14 protein-coding genes, 1 tRNA gene, 1 other RNA gene and 2 pseudogenes are annotated in these 21,705 nt (G+C 58.9%); 1 reads left to right on the forward strand and 17 read right to left on the reverse strand.

Annotation, left to right across the window (positions count from 1 at the left end; translation table 11 throughout):
• The 12 genes and pseudogenes from bcsD to dppA all read right to left on the reverse strand — a co-directional run bounded on the left by bcsD (window position 1) and on the right by dppA (window position 16,551).
• A complete protein-coding gene (gene bcsD, locus CE636_RS13820; RefSeq protein ID WP_004204979.1) occupies window positions 1-477 on the reverse strand; it encodes a cellulose biosynthesis protein BcsD in 477 nt (158 codons plus the stop codon).
• Window positions 477-4,529 (reverse strand): cellulose biosynthesis protein BcsC, encoded by a 4,053-nt coding sequence (locus tag CE636_RS13825; protein WP_025999217.1) that lies wholly within the window; start codon window positions 4,527-4,529, stop codon window positions 477-479. The genes bcsD and CE636_RS13825 overlap by 1 nt, the downstream gene beginning before the upstream one ends.
• Window positions 4,526-6,961 carry a cellulose biosynthesis cyclic di-GMP-binding regulatory protein BcsB gene (gene bcsB / locus CE636_RS13830; protein ID WP_017900012.1) on the reverse strand — a complete coding sequence of 812 codons (2,436 nt, stop codon included), beginning with the start codon at window positions 6,959-6,961 and terminating at the stop codon, window positions 4,526-4,528. The genes CE636_RS13825 and bcsB overlap by 4 nt, the downstream gene beginning before the upstream one ends.
• On the reverse strand, window positions 6,958-9,069 hold the full coding sequence (gene bcsA, locus CE636_RS13835) for a UDP-forming cellulose synthase catalytic subunit (protein WP_004204982.1): 2,112 nt from the start codon (window positions 9,067-9,069) through the stop codon (window positions 6,958-6,960). Before bcsA ends, bcsB begins: the two co-directional genes overlap by 4 nt.
• 19 nt (window positions 9,070-9,088) lie before the next feature.
• Window positions 9,089-9,881: pseudogene (locus CE636_RS13840) on the reverse strand (cellulose synthase operon protein YhjQ/BcsQ).
• Window position 9,882: 1 nt separating this feature from the next.
• Window positions 9,883-10,359, reverse strand: a complete 477-nt coding sequence (bcsO, locus tag CE636_RS13845; protein WP_017900013.1) for a cellulose biosynthesis protein BcsO — start codon at window positions 10,357-10,359, stop codon at window positions 9,883-9,885.
• A gap of 316 nt (window positions 10,360-10,675) precedes the next feature.
• Window positions 10,676-10,855 (reverse strand): annotated as a pseudogene (locus CE636_RS13850) (hypothetical protein).
• Between the two features lie 18 nt (window positions 10,856-10,873).
• Window positions 10,874-11,887, reverse strand: a complete 1,014-nt coding sequence (gene dppF, locus CE636_RS13855; protein ID WP_004204985.1) for a dipeptide ABC transporter ATP-binding subunit DppF — start codon at window positions 11,885-11,887, stop codon at window positions 10,874-10,876.
• Window positions 11,884-12,867, reverse strand: a complete 984-nt coding sequence (gene dppD / locus CE636_RS13860; protein ID WP_004204987.1) for a dipeptide ABC transporter ATP-binding protein — start codon at window positions 12,865-12,867, stop codon at window positions 11,884-11,886. Before dppD ends, dppF begins: the two co-directional genes overlap by 4 nt.
• A 10-nt stretch (window positions 12,868-12,877) precedes the next feature.
• Entirely contained in the window at window positions 12,878-13,780 is a 903-nt protein-coding gene (gene dppC, locus CE636_RS13865; protein ID WP_004204988.1) for a dipeptide ABC transporter permease DppC, read from the reverse strand.
• A 9-nt stretch (window positions 13,781-13,789) separates the two neighbouring features.
• The gene (dppB, locus tag CE636_RS13870; RefSeq protein WP_002921786.1) at window positions 13,790-14,809 is read right to left on the reverse strand and encodes a dipeptide ABC transporter permease DppB; all 1,020 of its coding nucleotides are present in this window, start codon (window positions 14,807-14,809) and stop codon (window positions 13,790-13,792) included.
• Window positions 14,810-14,943: 134 nt separating this feature from the next.
• The gene (dppA, locus tag CE636_RS13875) at window positions 14,944-16,551 is read right to left on the reverse strand and encodes a dipeptide ABC transporter periplasmic-binding protein DppA (RefSeq protein ID WP_017900014.1); all 1,608 of its coding nucleotides are present in this window, start codon (window positions 16,549-16,551) and stop codon (window positions 14,944-14,946) included.
• Between the two features lie 552 nt (window positions 16,552-17,103).
• Here dppA and CE636_RS13880 point away from each other — a divergent pair.
• A complete protein-coding gene (locus tag CE636_RS13880) occupies window positions 17,104-17,388 on the forward strand; it encodes a hypothetical protein (RefSeq protein WP_017900015.1) in 285 nt (94 codons plus the stop codon).
• On the opposite strand, the gene CE636_RS13885 is transcribed toward CE636_RS13880, so the two are convergent.
• The 5 genes from CE636_RS13885 to CE636_RS13905 all read right to left on the reverse strand — a co-directional run bounded on the left by CE636_RS13885 (window position 17,379) and on the right by CE636_RS13905 (window position 21,679).
• A non-coding RNA gene (locus CE636_RS13885) (RtT sRNA) lies at window positions 17,379-17,511 on the reverse strand. The two genes, CE636_RS13880 and CE636_RS13885, sit on opposite strands and share 10 nt — an antisense overlap.
• A 34-nt stretch (window positions 17,512-17,545) precedes the next feature.
• A tRNA-Pro gene (locus CE636_RS13890) sits at window positions 17,546-17,622 on the reverse strand.
• Window positions 17,623-17,713: 91 nt separating this feature from the next.
• Window positions 17,714-19,408 carry a kdo(2)-lipid A phosphoethanolamine 7''-transferase gene (gene eptB / locus CE636_RS13895; RefSeq protein WP_017900016.1) on the reverse strand — a complete coding sequence of 565 codons (1,695 nt, stop codon included), beginning with the start codon at window positions 19,406-19,408 and terminating at the stop codon, window positions 17,714-17,716.
• A 242-nt stretch (window positions 19,409-19,650) separates the two neighbouring features.
• Complete coding sequence (locus CE636_RS13900; RefSeq protein WP_004204995.1) at window positions 19,651-20,856, reverse strand: MFS transporter; 1,206 nt, start codon at window positions 20,854-20,856, stop codon at window positions 19,651-19,653.
• Window positions 20,857-21,097: 241 nt separating this feature from the next.
• Complete coding sequence (locus CE636_RS13905) at window positions 21,098-21,679, reverse strand: autotransporter outer membrane beta-barrel domain-containing protein (RefSeq protein ID WP_072140522.1); 582 nt, start codon at window positions 21,677-21,679, stop codon at window positions 21,098-21,100.
• Window positions 21,680-21,705 lie beyond the last annotated feature (26 nt).

The raw sequence follows: 21,705 nt of genomic DNA on the forward strand, positions 1-21,705 counted from the left end.
TTATGGATGGTAGTAAAGAAACTGAACGTCAGAGACAGAGAACACCCGCTCACGCTGCAATATTACGTGAGCGCTGCCTCCCTGACTCTGCAGCCAGCGAGAATATAACCCCTCGAGTATGGCACAGAACGCGTTGCACCAGCGCACGCGCCCCGCATCGTCGCGGCTGACCGGCAACGCCTGATGGCGCAAGCGCAGGCCATCCTCACCGACGTCGATGGTCACCACCCCCCAGTGGAAATGGGTCAGCAGCCGGTTGATATTCGCCTCCAGCTCCCCTACGGTCTCCGACGCCGGCAACGGATGGGTCTCCGCCAACGAGGCGCCCATCTGACGCAGGAAGGGCTGACTTTCCAGCTCGCCGGCATTATTTAACATACCTTCGACCATAATAATCAACAGATCGAACCATCCGGCAGGCGTTTGCTGCTGCTGAAACCAGGTCATCACCACCGGGTTATTGTTCTCCGTCATCATCAATGATCTCCTAACATATAGCGAATATAGAGCCCGGCGGTGCTTTCGTTATAATCCCCGAAGGTGTCATAGCCAATCTGGCCCCCCAGCGTCATCTGTTTGTTGACCTTGTAATCCGCCCCGGCGCGCAGGGTATAGCCGATGCCGCTCTTCGAGGTCGCAGAATAGTAGGCTTCCTTGGCAAACCCATTGCTCACCGCCGTCTCCAGGGTCTGCTGCCACTCCGAATTGGTCGGGAAATAGGCGCTCTTATCCTGGCTGTAAGACTGGTAGCCCACCGAGCCGCCGAGCTTCATGGTCCAGTTATCATATTTTTCCGTCAGACTGACCGGCAGCGACACGCTGACGTAGTTTTGCGGACTAAAGTAGCCCCCCTGGCCATAGGTGAAGTAGCTGAGGTTTTTGGAGTAATCCATATAGCTCATGCTCAACCCGGCCTGCAGCTGGCGGTATTCGTCATGATAGGGCCGCAGATAGACCCCGGCATTGGCGTTGATGCTGGTGTTGCTGGCGACGTTCTGCCCCAGGTAGCTGTAACCGCCGCCGCCAACGTAGAAGCCCGCGTCACCGTCGTCATAGCTCAGCTGCAGGGTGCCGCCGTTTTTCGTCACCTGCCCCCAGGTTTTACCGGAATAGGCATCCTTCAGACCGACATACGAAAGCAGGCTGTCGGTGAGCGAGCGGCGTTCGCCGGTGAGGATCAGCGACAGATAGTTGGTCAGCTTGGGCGACCATTTCACCCCGCCGACAACGGTATTCAGATCCTGGCCCAGCGGCGTGCTGCCGATATCGACCCGGTAATCGTCACCGCTTAGCGCCAGCGCCAGTTCGACGCCGTTGGCCTTCTGCGAATCGGTCGAGCCGCTGGTCTGGTCAACGTTCGGCTTACGGCTGGACGAGGAAAGATAGCTGGCCACCTGCCCCGAATCATAGCTCCCGAGCTTCGCCAGGTTTTCCATCCCGCTGCTGGTGGTCGGATTGAAGTCCGCCGCGTTCAGGGTGCCCAGGCCGCTTAACGCCTCTGCCCCCGGATTGCTGGCAAAATAGGCCGTCCGCTCCGCCTCGGTCATCGAGGCGATCGCCGCCTGCTCGCTGGTGGCGGTACTCACCATATTGGAGACCGCGTTGGCCAGCGGGTTGGCGCCGTAGCGACGCCAGGCGTCGCCGCTGGCGGTCCCGGCGTTTAACGACACCGGGGTGACGGTAAAGTCAAAGCGCGAGTCGCCAAACGGCGAGGAGGACCAGGTCAGCGGCGTTCTGAGCTCCGTCAGCTTGCTGGTGCCCGATTCGCCGTCGCGTCCGCGCACGTCCATTCCCCCCTGCAGCCAGCTGCCGGTTTTCTCCTGCAGCGACTCCATCATGGTGTCCACCTGACGCAGCATCCGCGTCTGGGCGGTGTCCACCGGCAGATCGGTGCGCTGGATCCCCGGCAGTGAGGAGCCGGGCGCGGCGGCCGACTGGGCAACCTGCCACGGCATATACTGCCCGTAGGCGGAGGCCGTCCGCGTCGGCGCCGACGTTTGCGACACGCCGATGAAGGGGTTATCCGCCGCCAGCACCCCGCCGACGGTCGGCGTTTCGCTGCTGTTGGTGCTTTGCATGCCCAGCAGTTTGCCGCGGGCGCTGCGCAGGTAGGTCATCGCCTGCTGATGATGACCCTGGGCCTCCGCCACTCTCGCCAGCAGCAGCAGGCGATCCGGGGAGTTATCCTGACGCAAGCCGCCGGCCAGCTGTTCCGCGCGATCGTTGTTCCCCGCCGACAGCGCCACGTCAATGGCCCCGGCGCGCGCATCCTGGTTCGGCGTATCGCGCGTCATCAGATAGTCATAGACCACCCCGGCCTCTTTGTTCATTTTGCCGCTCTGGTACAGCCGCGCCATGGCGAACATCAGATCGGTATTATGCGGATCGCTTTGCATGGCGCGGATCAGCTTGTCATACGCCGCAGCATAATTGCCCTGCTCGCGCAGGCGGTCGGCCTCGTTGATCACATAGCCATTGCGAATGCTCGCCAGCTGCGTCGGCGTACTGCTGGCCTGCAGCTGCGGATTGCTGATCAGGTTCTGCGCCTCGCCGGTCAGCCCGGCCTGGTTCAGGACGGCGATCTGATCGGCGTAATCCCCGGCGTTGCCGGACACCCCGCCGCTGATATTGTTGCGCACCAGCGATACCGCGGTGGTCAGGTCGCCGCTCTCGGCCAGCAGCCGCGCCAGCTTGCCGGCGTCCGCCGGGGCTTTCGGCGGCGTGGAGGCCATCGCCCGCAGGGTATTGCTGGCGGCGATGGTATTGCCCTGCGCCAGGTAGTTTTCGGCGGTCACCAGCTGCAGGTTGTAGTTCACCCGCTGGCGTAAATCGCGCATGTCGCTGGTCTGGCTGCCGCCGGGAATGCGCGCCAGCAGCGTCTGCGCCTGTTGCCAGGCGCCGTTTTCGCTGGCGAACAGCGCGGCGGCATACAGCGCGCTGTTGCTGGCGCCGGGGCGATAGGCCGCCGACATCAGCGAAGAGGCCTCGCTGGCGTTACCCGATTTTTGCAGCAGTCGGGCCAGATCGAGACGCAGCCAGGGATCGTCCGGATAGCGGGCAACGCCTTCGCGCAGGGTGGCTATTGCGCCGGCTGGGTTACCGCTGCTGACCTGCGCCTGGGCCTGACGACGCAGGGCGTCGCCTGGCATGCCGGCCACCACTCGCGGCTGCAGTTTTTGCTGTAGGCTCTGCGGCAGCGTCTGCAGCATCGCCTGCGCCTCGGCGGATTTATTCTGCTCGCGCAGCACGTAGTAGAGGTTTTCCCGCGCCGCCGCATTCTGCGGGTCGTCGTTTAACAGTGAGCGCAGCGTTTGCTCGGCCTGGGGTAAATCTTTGTTATGTCGCAGCACATCGGCGCGAAACAGCTTCGCCGAGGCGCCCCGCGCCCCGCTCTGCTGCGCAAGCGGCGCGGAGAGCGCCAGCGCCTGGCTGATATTGCCCTGCTTATAGGCCTGCTGAGCCTGCGCCAGCTGGCCGTAGAACAGGGCATCAGCCGCCTGCTGACGGCGGGTCGCCGAGGCGTCGCCGCCGAGGTCCGCCGCCCGGCTCAGATATTGCGATGCGGCCTGGTAGTCGCCGCTGCGCTGCGCGATATAGCCCATGCCCGCCAACGCATCGGCATCCTGCGGGTTGGTCTGCAATACCTCTTCAAACTGCTGCTTCGCGGCAGCGGTATTGCCGCTGTTGAGATTGGCGTAGCCCTGGCCGCGCGCCTGGCCGCTGCGCCGTTCACGAAAGTAGTTCTGAACTTCGCTATCCTGCGGATGACGCTGCATCCAGGTGTCGTAATACTGCTCATCCCCGGCCTGCGGACCCAGCCAGAGCAAGGCCTGACGTAAGCCGTTGTCCGCCTCTTTATTGCCGCTGGCCATCGGCTCGAGCAGGGCGATCCCTTCCCGACGGGTATCTTCCCGCCAGGTTAACGCTTTGCCCAACGCTACCCGCGGGGCGTTCTCCTGGGGATGCTGCGCCACGTACTGCCGCAGTTCGCTAATGGCCTGCGGATAGAGCGATTTGTCGCTGGCCATGGTCAGGTAATATTCCGCCGCCAGCCCGGCAGGCGGCGTATTGCCATTGAACATGCTGCGCCAGGTCGCCAGCGCGCCGGGGATATTGCCGCCGCGCGCCTGCTGGCGAGCCAGGCTGAGCTGGCCCTGCGGCACCTGCGACATTTTTTTGGCATTGTCCAGATCCTGCAGCCCCGGGCTGTCCGGCGCCGCTTTCGCCAGCCGCGCGCGCCACTGCGCCGCCGCCTGCATATCGCCGCCCTGCTGCGACCAGAGCGCCATCAGATACAGCGCCTGGGTGTTGTTGGCATCCACCGAGAGCACCTTCTGCAGGGACTCCATCGCCAGCTCGTCATGGGATTTCTCATGCCAGTAGTTGGCCTGGGCGAACAGCGCCTGTAGCGCCGCGTCGTTACCCGCCGCCAGCGCGCCGCCAGAAGCGCCGAGAGCCAGGGCGCCGGTGAGGCAGAATGTGGTGAGCCGCCGGGAGCTTTTCATCGTTATCGTTATCTTTCTTTTCATTGGTTATCCCCCGAACCCAGACGCTTACGGGCGTGACGTTTAAACATCGCGGTCAGCGCCAGTCCCATTATCGAGGTGGCAATCAGCCCCAGCAGAGCGAGGAAACCGGAGTGCTGGCTGGCATACCAGACCGCCATCATGTACCACGGCATCTGACCGCTGGGGAACGGCGTACTTACCTGGAAACTACGCACCCCGTTATCGCTGGTGATCACCGCGGTATCGCCACGGATCCCGGCATTGATGCGCGGTGAGTCCAGATCGTTTTTCAGTCGCGCCAGCTGGTCATCATTGCTGGCCATCGCCACCACCACCAGGCGGGCGGGATTCCACGGCGAACGATAGCTGATAAACCCGCGCCAGGCGCTGCTGGATGAGAAGTAGCGATCGGCATCGAGGCTGGCGGAGGTCCAGTCGCCGGTGAGTCGGCGCTGCGCTTTTTGCCACAGGTCGGGCTCGCGGACGCTCAGCACATTATCCACCGGGCGGTAGGGTGAGTCGGCCAGCAGGCTCTGGTTGAAGGCCTGCTGATCGAGAGCGGTGACCGCCAGCACATCACGTTCGCGCAGCGACTGCAAATCCCCGCCGCCGGTGGGCATCCCAAGCACGACGCGGTTATTCGCCAGCGCGGTGCCGGTCGCATTCCCGGAGCGCGCCGCCAGATTCAGCAGGGTTGCCACCTGGGTCTCAGACGGTTCCGCCGGCAGCAGGAGCGTCGTTTGCGAATAGTCCGCCAGCCGCGAGAAAGGGAAAGAGGCGCCGACGAAATAGGAGAGGTTTGGCAGCAGCGAGAAGTGTCGCGTTTTGCTCAAATCAATCCATGAGTCGTCAGTGATGCGGCTCTTGATATTGTTATTCAGCAGAACCGAGCACGGAACATCGTCCTTCGGCACCACATTGAAGTACATCGACAGCTGGTTATCGCCATAGATCAGGTAGGGTGCCAGCGGGATGGTAAAGCGCTCCTGGCGCGCATCGCCCCCGAGGTAGCGCCAGACTTTCTCCAGCGGCCCCTGCTTGTTCATCGGCAGGTTGTTGAGGAAGGTGCCGTTGAGCGTGACGCTCAGCAGGGACTTGTCTTCATTGATCCAACTCTCCGACGGGAAGCGGTAGCCAACCTGCAGCGGGATCGTCTCGCCATCCCACAGATAGAGGTCCGGCGCGGCGCGGAAGGCGATACGTAAAGGTTCGTGCCAGACGCCGCTGACGGTCGGGCTTTGATCCTTACGCAGCAGTTCGCTGAGTCTGACTGGACGATCGGTGGGGATCCAGCGCGGCGCATCGTACGCTTTGCCAACCGGGATGGTCTGTGGTTCAACATCCAGCGTCGCGGTTTGCGGCGCGAAGTTGCCGCGGGTCAGGCGCCAGGCGGCCATGCGCAGCGCGGTATCGTTTTTGCCGACAATCAACAGCAGCTTGTAGGCTGGATTGGCGGGGTTGGCGATGATGCGCAGCAGTGGCTTATCGGTTTCCGGCAGCGTCATGCCGCCCACCTGCTCGCCCGGGTGGCCAATCACGATACCGTGGCGTTCCGGCAGGCGGTCGCGCAGCGCGCTGAAGGCGATGCCGCGATAGTCCGCCTGGATACCCAGCCAGGAAGAGACCAGCGCCGCGGCGCTGAAGACGTCGGCCGACGGCTTCGCTCCATAGGAAACGGCGATGTCCGCCGGCGTCATCTGCATGCTGTCGAAGAATGGACGCGGGAAGTGGCTCAGATCGTCGCTGATGTTCAACTGCTGGCTTTCCCAGCTGAAATGCGACGTGGGCAGCACCGTCACCCGCGACGAATCATGAATGTCACGCTGGCACTGCAGGGTATCGCCATCGTTGATCTTCACGCTCAGGTTATTACTGGAAACCATCAGCGCGGGCGGGATATCCAGTTGATAATGGGAGACATCCTCGCCATCGGCCCCCAGCGGCAGGGTGCCGAGCGGTTGACCGTTGAGCATCAGCTGCAGGGTGGCATTGCGACTCGCCATTTCCGGCGATACGCGAACGGCAAGGCTAAGCTGCGAATGGATCACCACCTGATCGGAAGGCAGGGTAAAGCTGACGCCCCCCTGCCGCTGACCGCCGCTGAGAATAATGCCGTCCGGCATCCCCATCTGCGCCAGATTCAGATCGCCTCCCCAGACCGGGGCGACAGGAATGACCTCCGGCGCGGCCGACCCGCTCACCGGCGGGGGCAAGTCCGGCATATCCGGCGCAGGGGCCGTCGCCGTCGCATCGCCGGCGGTGGCGGGGGCTGTCGGGGAGGCGCTCTCCTCCGGCGAGGCGGCCGGGGGTTCGTCGCCTGGCTCGCTGTCCGCCGCGCCATTGAGCTGCGGAAAGCTCAGCGGCGCGGCGGCACCGGAGCCCGGTTCTTCACTGTGCAGCGCAGGCGCAGAGAGCATCCCTGCCAGCAGCGCCAGCGTCGTTAATCGCTTCATAACGTGCCATCCTCCTGCGCCGTTTTCGCCACTGTTGCCCGATTGCGCTGGCTGCGACGGGTTTTCCACGTCAGCCAGAACAGTTCGAACACGCAGCGTAAAATGGTGAAGAAGGAGCGGAACGGGTTATCCTGCGGGCGCGGCGGATTAATCCACGCATCCGCACGGGCCAGCACCACGCGCACCAGCTCACGGCGGCGCGAAAGCGGAATATCTTCATCAAACTTGAGGCGCAGGAAGCGCTCGTCAGAGGTGACCAACTGGGCCGGGATGGAGATAGCCCCGGACTGCAGGATCAGCTCAACCTCTTCGATATCATCCTCCAGATGGCGCTTATCCGGCGCCACTACGCGGCAACCGCCCATCGACAGATCCTCGGTGTGGCTGCGGGACACGATGCCGCTGGCGTAATGGATCACTACCGGGATATCGACATCGATACGAATGGTTTTCCGCACCTGCCGCGTTTCACGCGCGACGGCAATCGCCGCCAGCAGGAAGATCAGGCTGTAGATACCCCACCCGACGTTCAGAGCGATAACGTTGGGGTCCGAGCCAAAGTAGTCATGGCCAATCGCCCGGACGATGCCGACGATCACCCCCAGCGCCAGCAGACAGGCCACCACCAGGTGCGGACGCACCACGGTGAAATCGAAGTAGCCGACGTCCAGCAGGCCGCCCTTATCGGTGACGTTGAATTTGCCGCGTTTGGGGAAAATCATCGTCACCAGGGTCGGCAGCACCAGGTGGAAAGCCAGCACAATGTCGTAGATTTCCCCCCAGAAGCTGTAGCGATAGCGGCCGTTCATTCGCGAACCGACGTAGATGGCGAGAAACAGGTGCGGCAGCGCATAGGAGACGATCAGGCTCGCTGACGAGTAAATGATATTGAGGTTAAACAGCAGATAAGCCAGCGGGGCGGTGACAAACACCACCCTCGGGAGCGCAAACTGGTAGTAGAGCATGGCGCTGAGGTAGCACAAGCGCTGCTGGAAGGTCAGCCCGCGGCCAAACAGCGGGTTATCGACGCGAAAAATCTGCGTCATCCCGCGCGCCCAGCGGGTACGCTGGATAACGTGCACCACCAGGCGCTCGGTGGCGAGGCCAGCCGCCAGCGGAATATCGAGAAAGGCAGACTTCCAACCAAGGCGCTGGAACTTGAGCGCCGTATGGGCATCTTCGGTCACCGTTTCCACGGCGAAACCGCCGATCTGCGCCAGCGCCTCGCGACGGATCACCGCGCAGGAGCCGCAGAAAAAGGTGGCGTTCCAGTTATCGTTGCCCTGCTGAATCGGGCCATAGAACAGCATCCCTTCGTTCGGGATGTTGCGCCCGACGGAGAGGTTGCGCTCGAAGGGATCCGGGGAATAGAAGTAGTGCGGCGTCTGCACCAGAGCCAGCATCGGATCTTTCAGGAAGCCGCCGACGGTGGCCTGCAGAAACACGCGCGTGGCAACGTGGTCGCAGTCGAAAACACAGATAAGCTCCCCCTGGGTCAGGGTTAGGGCGTGGTTGAGGTTTCCCGCTTTAGCGTGTTTGTTATCGTTGCGGGTGATATAGCCCACCCCGACGTCGGCGGCGAAGACGGCAAACTCGCTGCGTTTACCATCATCCAGAAGATAGATTTTCATTTTATCTTTTGGATAATCAATACATTGTGCCGCGAGGACGGTGTCACGCACCACCTCAAGCGGTTCGTTATAGCTCGGAATATAGATATCCACCGTCGGCCACTTGCTCATATCATCCGGCAGCGGAACAATACCGCGCTTCAGCGGCCACACGGTCTGCAGATAGTTAAGCAGCAGCATCACCCAGATATAGACTTCCGCCAGAAAGAGCCCCATGCCGAGGATAGTTTCAATAGCTGAGTTGAAGTGCAGGGTCTGCGTGAGACGAAAATACATGTAACGGGTAGACATCAGCAGCGACGTGACGACCATAATGACCGATACGCTGCGGCGCTTGCTGAACCCCATCAGAAAGAGAATACCGATGCTCAGCAGACCAAAAATATACTGCTTCTGGCTGTCCATCGGCGTGATCACCACCAGCACGGCGACGGGTGACAGCACCAGCGCCAGCAACCAAAAAAGAGATTTTTTCATTCAGCAGCCCTGCAATAAGTTAAAGCCCTGACATGCGTGGCTGGCTGTGCACCGTGCCATCGCCAATATGGATACCCAACAGCGAAGATATTTTTTTAGCAATAATTTCAATATCGAAGGCCGCTGCCGAGGAAGCGTTAAAGTCCAGAATCGACTTCTGCGACGCATTGGCCTCCACCACGCTTTCATCACGATGGACGATGCCAAGCAGTCGCTCGCCCAGCTTCTCTTCCATCAGGCTGGTGACGTCCCGGCTGACCTGGCGACGGCTATCGCTTTGGTTAATGACGAAATAGTGCCCATGCTTGTGATTCAGCGCCGCGCCGGTCAGGCGCTGTTTTTCCACGTGCGCCAGGGTCGACATCGAGGCAGTATCAGCCAGCAGCGGGATCAGATGCAGGTCTGCCAGCCCCGTCAGCGCCTTTAGCGCCGGCGAAGGCCCTGGCGGCATATCGGCGATGGTGATAAGTCCGGGATAATTCAGCAGTGCGGACAGTCCGCGCTGGAGAAAATGGTCATTGTGGGTCAGCTGCTCATCAAACGCCTGACGCTGCGCTTCGCTCACTTCGCCATACGGCAGGACGAAAATGTTGCTGCCGGCGCTCAGCACGCACTGGCTCCAGTCGTGCAGCTCCAGCGCCTTCGCCACATAGCCGCGCTCATCGTTCAGCGGCACGCCAAAATGCAAACGCAGCGCGTTCTGGACATCAAAATCCAGCGCCAGCACTTTGCTGCCGGTCCGCGCCAGCGAATAGGCTAAATTGGCCGCCAGGGTCGTTTTCCCTACGCCACCTTTCGGTGAACAGACGCAAATCAACGGCATGTTGCGATCCTTTCCAGAAGTGATTTCAAAGGCTGGTCTTTATTTTTCGCCACCGGCTCTGCGCTTTTCGCCGCGAACAGGTGGGCATAGTTCTCGGCGGTGGGCGCGGGTCGAGGAGCCATTCTCGGCGGCGCCATTGCCGGTTCAGGCGCCGGGATTGAAGGCGCAGGGGTCACCGCAGGCTCCTGCCTGACTGGCTCCGGCGCGGCGGTGGCGGTCTCCACGGCCGGCTGCGGGGCCGCTTCTATCTGGTGGAACAGATCCGCGGGCACTGACTGCGGCAGGGGCGCAGAAACCGAGCCTCCCAGCGCCAGGGAAGAGGATTTCTCTGCGCCGGGATTTAGCTGATTGAGGATCGCCCAGTCTCCATGCTCGCGCGTGGCGGCTTGCGATGAAAGATCCTGAAATTTGAGGTTTTGCGTCCGCGTTTTTTCCTGAAAGCGCTGCAGATCATCATAATGGTTCATTGATAACCTCATGATTTTAAAAATTTCATATTAAGTTTGTTGTTATTTTCGAAGTATATTTAAAATATCGTTGCGTCTCTGGTATGGCAGAAAACGCGCCGTTGGAGACGTACCAATACATACGGTTGACAGGGTTATAATAGTTTAGAATTTGATTTTCGGTGTGATTCCACGGCAGAAGTATCGCTACACTAACATTTTCCTTTCAGAAGGATAGCCCCATTTTTTAGGTATGCGTCCATCCTTAAACCACGCTTCCACCGCGCTTCCCGTCCGTTTTTATATAAATGTATTAGGTAATGATAGAATCATAGCGTCAGATCAGCGAAAGAATAAACCTGAACCATTTTAATTTCTCTTTAATTCTATAAAAATGGACTGAAAGTCTTATTTTTTCGGATAATCGACGAAGAATGCGCCGAGAACGTGGCATTCACTGCGATAAAAGGCGATATCGCCGGGTTTTATCCCCGGCGGGAGAGAAGCCCCCGGTTATCGGACCGGGAGCCTGCCATCAGGCGTGGGGCTTTTGCGGATTCTCATCCTGGTCGACGGCAAAGCAGGCCACCAGCTGGCCGCCGTAATCCTTCAGCTGCGGCTGAAGCTGGGTGCAAGGGCCGAAGCGCCGGCGGCAGCGCGCGTTGAAGGCGCAGCCCGGCGGCGGATTCAGCGGGCTCGGCAGCTCGCCGGTCAGCTTAATCCGCTCGCGACGGTCGTCCGGGTTCAGACGCGGCGTCGCCGACAACAGCGCCTGGGTGTACGGATGACGCGGATTGTTAAAGATCTGGTCCTTGGTGCCCTTCTCCACGCAGCGGCCGAGATACATCACCATCACTTCATCAGCGATATGCTCGACGACCGACAGATCGTGGGAGATAAACACGTAGGACAGACCTAAATCCTGCTGCAGATCCATCATCAGGTTCAGCACCTGAGCGCGTACCGAAACGTCCAGCGCGGAGACCGGCTCATCGGCGATCACCACGTCCGGATCCAGCATCAGACCGCGGGCAATGGCGATACGCTGGCGCTGACCGCCGGAGAACATATGCGGGTAGCGATCGTAATGCTCTGTTTTCAGGCCCACTTTCGCCATCATCGCCAGCGCTTTTTCGCGGCGCTGCTCTTTGCTCAGGCTACTGTTAATCAGCAGCGGCTCTTCCAGAATCTGCCCCACTTTTTTACGCGGGTTCAGAGAACCGTAGGGGTTCTGGAACACAATCTGGATTTTTTGCCGCCGCAGCTTCTGCGCCTGTGGGTCGTGCTTAAGCAGATCCTGCCCCTGATAATAGAGCTCGCCGCCGGTGGGAATTTCAATCATCGTCAGCAGACGACCGAGGGTCGATTTACCGCAGCCCGACTCTCCCACCACCGCCAGCGTTTTACCGCGCTCAAGAGTAAAGGAGACGCCGTCCAGCGCCTTCACCAGCCGTTCCGGGGCGAATAATCCCTTCTTCACCGGGTAGTGTTTTTTCAGATCAATGGCCTGCAACAGCGGTTGTGGCGTGGCGGCCTTTTGCGTACTCATAATCCAGGCCTCCCGGCATCATCGAGTGGGTAGTGACATTTAGACTGGCGACCGCCATTGAGATCCGCGAGCGCCGGCTCTTCGCTACGGCATTTATCCGTAGCATAGGGGCAGCGCGGGTTCAGCAGGCAGCCGTTGGGACGGTCATATTTCCCAGGCACTACGCCCGGCAGCGACGCCAGACGCGCTTTATCCTGGGCAAACTCCGGCAGCGCACGCAGCAGCGCCTGGGTGTATGGATGGCGCGGCGCGCGGAAAATATCCTTCGCATCGCCAGTCTCCACCACCTGACCGGCATACATAACGATAATTTTATGCGCGGCCTCGGCCACCAGCGCCAGGTCGTGGGTGATCAACACCAGCGCCATATTCTCCTGCTGCTGCAGTTCCAGCAGCAGCTCGATGATCTGCGCCTGAATGGTCACGTCCAGCGCGGTGGTCGGTTCATCGGCAATCAGCAGTTTTGGCCGACAGGCAATCGCCATCGCGATCATGACGCGCTGGCTCATCCCGCCGGAAAGCTGATGCGGGTAGACGTCCAGCCGCGACGCCGGATCGGGAATGCCGACCAGGTTCAGCAGGTCGATGGCCCGCTGGCGGCGGGTTTGCTTGTTGCCGCCCTGATGGACTTTTATCGCTTCCATAATCTGGAAGCCGACGGTAAAGCAGGGATTGAGGCTGGTCATCGGATCCTGGAAGATCATCGCCACCTCCGCCCCCACCAGCTGGCGCCGCTCTTTTTCAGAGATGCGCTGCAGGTCGCGGCCGTTAAACTCCAGTTTGTCCGCCATGACCCGGCCGGGGTAATCAATCAGACCCATAATCGCCAACGAGCTGACGGATTTACCGGATCCAGACTCCCCGACGATGCCGACCACTTCGCCCTGCTTCACGCTATAGCTGATGCGGTCCACGGCGCGGAACGGCGCGTTTTCATCGCCGAAATGCACCGATAATTTATCTACATTCAATAACGCCATCTCGAACCTCTTACTGCTTCAGTTTGGGATCGAGCGCGTCACGCAGACCGTCACCCATCAGGTTAAATGCCAGCACCGTCAGCAGGATCGCCACGCCCGGGAAGGTCACCACCCACCAGGCGCTCTGCGCGAACTGCAATACGTCGGAGAGCATGGTGCCCCACTCCGGCGTCGGCGGCTGCGCGCCCATGCCGAGGAACCCCAGCGCGGCCATGTCGAGAATGGCGTTAGAAAAGCCCAGCGACGCCTGAACGATCAGCGGCGCGAGACAGTTAGGCAGAATATTGACGAACATCTGGCGCATCGCCCCGGCGCCCGCCACGCGGGAAGCGGTCACGTAGTCGCGGTTGACCTCCACCAGCACCGCCGCGCGCGTCAGACGCACATAGTGCGGGAGCGCCACGAAGGTCAGCGCCAGCGAGGCGTTGACGATGGAGGGTCCGAAGATAGCCACCAGCACCAGCGCCAGAAGCAGACTCGGCAGCGCCAGCATAATATCGACGACGCGCATGATGATTGAGTCCACCACTCCGCCGAAATAGCCCGCCACCAGGCCGAGCACCACGCCGAGGATCAGCGACAGGACCACCACCAGGCAGCCCACCAGCAGCGACAGGCGCGCGCCATACATCAGGCGAGACAGAATATCGCGGCCCACGTCGTCGGTGCCGAGCAGATGCGCCAGGCTGCCGCCCTCCTGCCAGAACGGCGGCGCCAGCAGCGAATCACGGAACTGATCCGCCGGGTTATACGGGGCGAGAAAGTTGGCGAACACGGCGATTACGATCATCACCGCCACGTACACCAGACCGACCACCGCCCCTTTATTGCGTTTGAAATAGTGCCAGAACTCCTGCAGCGGGGTCATGGGCACCGGCGCAGTGATAACTTTATTTTCAGTAACTTGTGACATGATGACCCCTTACTTCTTATGCCGGATACGCGGGTTCACCACGCCGTACAGCAGGTCGACCAGCAGGTTGACGAGGATAATCATCGTCGCCACCAGCAGCACCCCGCCCTGCACCACCGGATAATCGCGACGCTGCAGCGCGTCGATCAGCCAGCGGCCTAAACCAGGCCATGAGAAAATGGTTTCCGTCAGGATGGCGCCCGCCAGCAGCGTGCCCACCTGCAGGCCAATCACCGTGACCACCGGCAGCATCGCGTTACGCAGCGCGTGGATCACAATCACCCGCATCCGGGTCAGGCCTTTGGCGCGCGCGGTGCGGATGTAGTCTTCGCCGAGCACTTCCAGCATCGACGATCGGGTCATACGCACGATCACTGCCAGCGGAATGGTGCCCAGCACGATGGCGGGCAGGATCATATGCATTAAGGCGTCAATAAAGTCGCCCTGCTCGCCCCAGATGGCGGTGTCGATCAGCATAAAGCCGGTCAGCGGCAAGGTATCGTCAAGGAAGACCGTATCGCTGATACGCCCGGAGACCGGCGTCAGGTTCAGCTGCACCGAAACCAGCATAATCAACATCATGCCCCACCAGAAGATAGGCATCGAGTAGCCGGTCAGCGCCAGGCCCACCGCGGTGTGGTCAAAGATGGAGCCGCGTTTTACCGCAGCCAGCACGCCCACCGGAATGCCGACGGCGACGGCGAAGATCATCGCGCAGACGCCCAGCTCAAGGGTGGCTTTAAAGCGTGGGACAAACTCCTGCCACACGGGAATGCGGCTTTTCAGCGAGATGCCTAAATCGCCGTGCAGCACGCCCCAGATATAGTGGGCATATTGCTGCCACAGCGGCTTATCAAGGCCCATTTCGGCCAGCAGCTGCGCGTGACGTTCGGGGGAAATACCACGTTCGCCCGCCATAATCATCACCGGATCGCCGGGGATCATATGGACGAAGGCAAAGGTGAGAAGGGTGATACCGATAAATGTCGGGATGACAAGTCCCAGACGTCGGAGAATAAACTGCAACATAACCCGGATTCTCTCTAGTGACGCCCCGCCTGGCGACAGGGCGTCTGTATTGCTCACAAAAGCATTCCCCGGAATAGCGGGAATACGCCCCCCACCTCTCCCACGCGGGGAGAGGGGGTCAGGCATCGTGCTTATTATTCGACAGAGACGTTATCGAAGTGGTGTTTACCCAGCGGATCCACCACATAGCCTTTGACTTCTTTACGCACTGGCTCGTAAACGGTGGAGTGAGCGATGATCAGCGCCGGAGCCTGGTCATGCATCACTACCTGAGCCTGTTTGTACAGTTCAATACGCTTGTTGTGGTCGTCGGTGGCGCGGGCCGGCTGAATCAGATCTTCAAACGGCTTATAGCACCAGCGCGAGTAGTTGGAGCCGTCTTTCGCCGCGGCGCAGCTGAACAGGGTGGCGAAGAAGTTATCCGGATCCCCGTTGTCGCCGGTCCAGCCCATCATGACGCTCTGGTGCTCGCCCGCTTTCGCGCGTTTCAGATACTCGCCCCACTCGTAGGTGACGATTTTGGCCTGGACGCCAATCTTGGCCCAGTCGGCCTGGATCATCTCCGCCATACGGCGGGCGTTCGGGTTATACGGACGCTGTACCGGCATCGCCCACAGATCGATAGTGAAGCCTTTTTCCAGGCCCGCTTCTTTCAGCAGCTGCTTCGCCTTCTCCGGATCGTAGGTGTAGTCTTTAACGTCGTCGTTATAGCCCCACATGGTCGGCGGGATCAGGTTCTTCGCCGCCTGGCCTGCGCCCTGGTAAACGGCTTTGATGATCGCTTCTTTGTTAACCGCGTAGGTCAGCGCCTGACGAACTTTCACGTCGTCCAGCGGTTTCTTCTCGGTGTTGAAGGAGAGATAACCGACGTTCAGGCCCGGCTGTTCCAGCAGGGTAATGCTCTTATCTTCCTTCATGCGCGCGATGTCCGCCGGGTTCGGATACGGCATCACCTGGCACTCATTTTTCTGCAGCTTGGCATAGCGCACGGAGGCATCCGGGGTGATGGAGAAGACCAGACGATCGATCTTCGGCTTGGTGCCCCAGTAGCCCGGGAAGGCTTTATACAGAATGCGGGAATCTTTCTGATACTGCAGCAGCTGGAATGGACCGGTACCGATAGGATTGAGGTCTACTTTTTCCGGCGTGCCGGCTTTCAGCATGTTGTCGGCATACTCTTTAGAGAGAATAGAGGCGAAGTCCATGGCCAGGTCAGCGAGGAACGGCGCTTCCGGGCGGGTCAGGACGAACTGGACGGTTTTATCGTCCACTTTCTTCACTTCGCTAATCAGGTCGGGTAACCCCATCCCTTCAAAGTATTCATAGCTGCCGCCAGAAACTTTATGGTACGGGTTATTGGTATTCTTCTGACGATCGAAGGAGAACACCACGTCATCGGCGTTCAGGTCACGGGTTGGCTTAAAGTCTTTATTATCCTGCCATTTCACGCCCTGACGCAGGTGGAAAGTATAGGTTTTACCATCCGGGCTGACTTCCCATTTTTCAGCCAGTCCAGGAATAACTTCCGTCGTACCGGTTTTGAATTCGACCAGGCGATTGTAGATCGGTACGGAACTGGCGTCATAGGTGGTGCCAGAGGTGAAGAGCTGTGGGTTAAAGCCTTCCGGCGAGCCTTCTGAACAATAAACCAGGGTTTTCGCTTGCACGCTGGCAGCGACGGTCATGGCGACAAGGCTCAGACCAAGCTTCAGCATCCCTGATTTCTTCAAGGAAATACTCATTATTCTGCTCCAAAACTGTGATGTTGTTTGCATATATCCGCCGGACCTTTATTTATTTTTATTCGTCATATTCGAATGATGGATGCGTTGGCTGTGCTCAATAAGCCAGTCACATAGCCATCTATGCTCTGGGGATGCTCAAGCTTGCCGCCTTCCCGCAATTCGAACTATTTAGAATATACCCGGTCCAGTCGGTGGTGCCCGAAGGCGTTGAGAGAGATGGGGATTCCTTTCGCAAAAACGACTGAGTTGCAGTACGGATTCTCCATGAAATGCCCCTCATGCCCTACAATCTGTCAACAGAATGGGGAAACGTCAATACAGCTAGCCGGGTTTTACATCCAGCGTGAGAAACGACAGGCAAAGATTAAAAAAACTTCAAGACGCTATTTTCAGCAGAGAAATTTATGCTACTGGCGAATATGCAGAATAAAGACCTTATTAATTTGCGACACCTAGTGGGAAACAATGCCAGTAAATGAGAAAAATTTCTTGCTATGTGACCAATATGTGAGCGATTAATAGCGTGAACGTTAAAACGCACAGCGGAAAATGCTGTATTCAGCCATAAGCTTCGCGAAAAAAGATCTGTTCATCGATAAAAAAATGCAATGGAAGATGTCACAAAATAGCGAACAGCTGGCTGGAAACGGGGGTAAAGATGTTTTTTGTGATTTTGATGCGGTTTTGGGCCGGGAGACTGCAGAAGGTGCCCGGCGGCGCTGCGCTTGCGCGGGCCTACGGGATCTGAAGCGAACCTTCGGGGTTCTCATCCTCACTGGCCGCAGAAGCAAAAAAGCCTGCTCGTTGAGCAGGCTTTTGGAATTTGGTCGGTGATAGAGGATGACTCGCCACTTTGTGGCTCGCCCTGCGGTCCGTTGCTGACGCAACGTTCTCTCGCTTCGCTCGAGTCGAACCTCCTGCCCCCGGAGGTTCTCATCCTCACTGGCCGCAGATGCAAAAAAGCCTGCTCATTGAGCAGGCTTTTCGAATTTGGTCGGTGATAGAGGATTCGAACCTCCGACCCCTTCGTCCCGAACGAAGTGCGCTACCAGGCTGCGCCAATCACCGAATGCGGGGCGCATCTTACTGCTGGGATGCCTACCCGTCAATGCCTTATTAGCAAAAAATCAATCAAGCGGCGAGAATCTCGCCACTATTGCTATTCCTTCGCCGCTTTCTTCGAAGCCGGCACGCGACACCAGTTATTGTTCTCGTTGATCCCGCCATCCGGCGAAGTATAGCCGAGGCAGCCCATAATGGTGTCGTACAGCTCGACGTGGCGGCGCGGCACCTTCATCGCGGCCTGCTGCTGCAGATGGGCAAACGCAGCGGCATGATCCGGATTCTCCAGGTATTTATCCGACATCCAGACCATCATCGGCACACGGAACTGTTCCGGCGGCGCCATCTTGCGCGGCGTACCGTGCAGATGTTCACGCTCGTTAATCGACTCGCCATGGTCGGCGGCATAGAACACAATCGCTTTCTTATCCCGTAGCTGGTCGAGGACGCTGACGATAAAGTGATCGACATAGGTCACGCTGTTGTCGTAGGAGTTGATCAGCTCCGCTTTCGAGCACTTGTTATCAACACCGACGCACTCCGGCTTCCACTGGGCGAAGCTGCGCGGATAGCGTTGGGTGTAGTTAAAGTGCGAGCCTTTCGTGTGGAGGATGATCAGGTGCTTACCAGAGGCGTTGCCCTGCTCCATACCGCGCTTCATCTCATCCACCAGCAGCATATCGTCAACGCTCTTGCCGCGGTTGCGCGGCTCGGCGCCAATCTGCTCGCGATAGGCGATATTGTTGGCCATCGTGTTGCTGTAGAACCACATCTCACTCTGCATGGCGTACAGATTGCCGCTGAAGCCCAGCTGATGAAGCACCGCAAAGACGTTCTGCTCTTTGAGGGTCCGCTGCGGGTTATCCTCTGCCCCGCCCTGACGCACAAACATGCAGCGTAACGACAGCTTGGTGGCGGTATCGCACGAGTAGCCGCGGAAAGCGACCAGATTCTTCTCTTTCGCCAGCTCTGGCGTGGTGTTACGGCTATAGCCAAGGATGCCCATATGATCCCAGCGGGTGGTTTCGCCAATGATAAACACCACGTAGGTGTCATCGAGCCCTTCCGGGGCGACGTAGGTAAATTTCTTCGCCGGGTTAATCAGCGATTTGTTATCTGAGGATTCATCCACCTGCGCCCAGGCGTACAGCCCCAGCGCCGACAGCCAGTTCGACGGCAGGTAGGAGTTGGCGATCACCCCGCCGTAGCTCGGCATATCCACTTCCGAATGGCGCTCGACATCGTGTTGGCGCAGCTCAAGCAGGCGGATAGGTCCCCAGACGATGAGGCCGGCCAACACCACGATCAGCACGTTTTTAACCCGCTGGCCCGGGGTACGCAGTTGGCGCAGCAGCGTATGGCGGCAGCGGTTGCTCCAGATAAACAGCAGTGGCGGCGCGCTCACTGCCGCCAGCCAGAGGATCAGATGCCAGCCGATGACCTCTTTCGACAGGTCGATATCGGTGGTCATCACCGAGGCGATAATCCCGTAGCCAATCACCACGTTAAGGAACGTCATGTAGTAACTGGCGGCGGCGGAAAACAGAACAATCAGCGTCGCCAGAATGCGCCAGATACGGCGACCGAACAGCGACAGAAGACGTAACAGGAAGAAGGTGACAAAGACCGTGGCCACCAGCTCAACGACACCGGAAAGCCCTTTCCAGACAGTGAACTCTTGAGCATAACCATCGAAACGCCGAAAAAAAACGGCGACGTTCATAAACCAGCCGATGTACAGCGCCAGCCAAAAACTAAGCTTCTGCTGCGTCATCGTTCTAATATATTTCATGCAAGCAAACCTGGAAAAAGAAGAATAAAACACCGCCTGACGCTGTGGCATGAGTCAGTAGGCTAATAGGGTGCGTTAGGGTTGGTTATCAGAAACCTCTACAAAGCGCGATAAGTAGACCACAGGGAACGGGAAAAGTATCAGGAGGGAATGTGATCCAGCCAAACATTTACAAAATATTTGGCTGGATTGGCACTATTTGCTTAGGGTATTAATCAGGGGTACGTTTCACGCTGCAGGTTTCAGGCGTGCGCCTCGCTATAGACACTGCCTTTCGGCTGACGAATGGTGGTGGAAAGCGCCAGCGAAATAATCAGCAGGGCGAAGATCACGCAGAAGGTGACGTAGAAGCCCCCGAACAGCGAAGCGATGAGGGAACCGCAGATGCTGCCGATACCAAAACCCAGATAAATCACACCGTAGTTTTTCGCCAGGTTGTTCAGACCGAAGAATTCACTGACCAGCGATGGGAAGACGGTGATGGTTCCGCCGAAGTTAAAAGCAACGCAGGCGATGGCGGCGAAAAAGGTCATGGCATTCAGCGGAGCGAACAGCAGCGCGGCCATCCCCACCAGCGACACCACCTGACCGATGGTGATCACGCGAATGCGGGAAATTTTATCGGACAGGATACCTAACACCAGGCGACCGCTAAGGTTAGCGATTGAGATAACCGTTACCGCATTGGCCGCCGTGGCGACATCCAGGTGGACCATTCCCTGCGCGATATCTTTCGCCACGCCAATCACATACAGACCGCTCATGCAGGCCGTCAGGAACATCACCGCCAGCATCCAGTACTGCGGTTTACGCATCGATTCGGCGAGAGTGAAGTCGTTTTCCACGACGCCGTTGGCCGTGGTGGTCGCCGTATGATTTGGCGCATCTTTCATCAAGGTCGCGCCAAAGACGATCATCACCAGCACGATAGCGCCCCAGATAACGAAGGTTTTTTCCAGACCAACGGTGGCCAGCAGATGAGTATCAATGAATTTGAACCCCAGGCTGCCGAGGCCATAGGAACCGATGGAGAAGGCGGAGATCAGCCCTTTGCGTTCCGGGAACCACTTGACGCAGTTCGACAGGGTCAGCAGATAACCGGCCCCGTCCGCCAGCCCCACCAGCACGCCAGCGCTCAGCCACAGCATCATCAGGCTGCTGGAGTGGGCGGTCAGAAAGAAGCCCAGACCAAGCAGGATCCCGGAGGCCATGGTGACGCGCTTCACGCCAAAACGCTCCTGCAGCTTGCCGGCGACCGACGAAGAGAGCGCCAGCCCGAGGCTCAGCAGGCCAAAGGAGAAGGCGACCTGGCTGACCGGTTCGCCCAGTTTGTCAGACAGTGAACTGTTAAACAGGCTCCAGGTATAAACCGAACCGAGAGCGAATTGGGTGATGATGGTGCCGATAAGCGTAAGCCAGCGGGTCGATTGACGGTTTGCAGCGTTCATAGCAGTTGTCCTGATAAATTAACTGCCGCCACAATAGCGAAGGCCCCTCATCCAGTGGGGGAAAAAGGCATGAACTGCCATCAGCAGGGAATGAAATGCATTAATGGCGGAATGAATGACATTGCATGACATTCATTCCGCGAATTTCAGGGAAAAAGTTAGTGTGCGCTATCTCACAGAAATGCGCCATTACTGAGATTTAACAATAACCACATCGTTTCAAATGCGTAACAATCGCGGGTCAAAAGTTGGCGCTGACCCCCATCAGATAGAGCGTATTTTCCCCCGATGGGACGTTGTCCGCCTGTGACAGCGTGGCCCATGCCGCCACATGCGATCCCAGCGGCATATCGGCGCCCAGGGTGACATCACTCCAGCCGCCCTCTCTGGCGCGGGTGGTCGGCGACCAGGCATCGCTGGCGAGCGACTGGTTATAGCTCACCTGCGCCCAAGGGTGCACGCCCCACAGCGACTGATAATCCATACGCCAGCCGAGCGTGTTGACATATCCCGTCTCGCCCACGCTTTTCGTCGCCGGCGCGGTGTAGTCGCTGCGCAGGCTGGCCACCGGCCCGGAGGTCATGCCGTTTGCCAGCAGATAATTCCAGCCGACGCTCATCCCACGGCTGCTGTCCGGCGGTGCCAGCCCCTGGTTTAACGCCAGTCCGCCCGGCGTTTCAGACGACTTCATCCGCTCGGCGAGGATATCTTCATAGCGTGGTTGGTGATCGCTATCCCATGTATAGCGTTCCGACGTATTACTTTTTGTATCGATAGCGATATATTCCTGTTGCCAGGCATTCGCTCCAGAGACACACGACACCCAGACGGATACGCACACCGGGAACA

The organism is Klebsiella sp. LY (assembly GCF_004010915.1).
Lineage (GTDB): Bacteria > Pseudomonadota > Gammaproteobacteria > Enterobacterales > Enterobacteriaceae > Klebsiella > Klebsiella quasipneumoniae.

Bases quoted from the DNA above. Each gene is read 5' to 3' on its own strand.
- eptB (WP_017900016.1), bottom strand. From the start codon at position 19,408: ATGAAATATATTAGAACGATGACGCAGCAGAAGCTTAGTTTTTGGCTG.
- bcsO (WP_017900013.1), bottom strand. From the start codon at position 10,359: ATGAACCATTATGATGATCTGCAGCGCTTTCAGGAAAAAACGCGGACG.
- bcsA (WP_004204982.1), bottom strand. From the start codon at position 9,069: ATGAAAAAATCTCTTTTTTGGTTGCTGGCGCTGGTGCTGTCACCCGTC.
- CE636_RS13900 (WP_004204995.1), bottom strand. From the start codon at position 20,856: ATGAACGCTGCAAACCGTCAATCGACCCGCTGGCTTACGCTTATCGGC.
- bcsB (WP_017900012.1), bottom strand. From the start codon at position 6,961: ATGAAGCGATTAACGACGCTGGCGCTGCTGGCAGGGATGCTCTCTGCG.
- dppF (WP_004204985.1), bottom strand. From the start codon at position 11,887: ATGAGTACGCAAAAGGCCGCCACGCCACAACCGCTGTTGCAGGCCATT.
- dppB (WP_002921786.1), bottom strand. From the start codon at position 14,809: ATGTTGCAGTTTATTCTCCGACGTCTGGGACTTGTCATCCCGACATTT.
- dppD (WP_004204987.1), bottom strand. From the start codon at position 12,867: ATGGCGTTATTGAATGTAGATAAATTATCGGTGCATTTCGGCGATGAA.
- CE636_RS13880 (WP_017900015.1), top strand. From the start codon at position 17,104: ATGCTGTATTCAGCCATAAGCTTCGCGAAAAAAGATCTGTTCATCGAT.
- dppA (WP_017900014.1), bottom strand. From the start codon at position 16,551: ATGAGTATTTCCTTGAAGAAATCAGGGATGCTGAAGCTTGGTCTGAGC.
- bcsD (WP_004204979.1), bottom strand. From the start codon at position 477: ATGATGACGGAGAACAATAACCCGGTGGTGATGACCTGGTTTCAGCAG.
- CE636_RS13825 (WP_025999217.1), bottom strand. From the start codon at position 4,529: ATGAAAAGAAAGATAACGATAACGATGAAAAGCTCCCGGCGGCTCACC.
- dppC (WP_004204988.1), bottom strand. From the start codon at position 13,780: ATGTCACAAGTTACTGAAAATAAAGTTATCACTGCGCCGGTGCCCATG.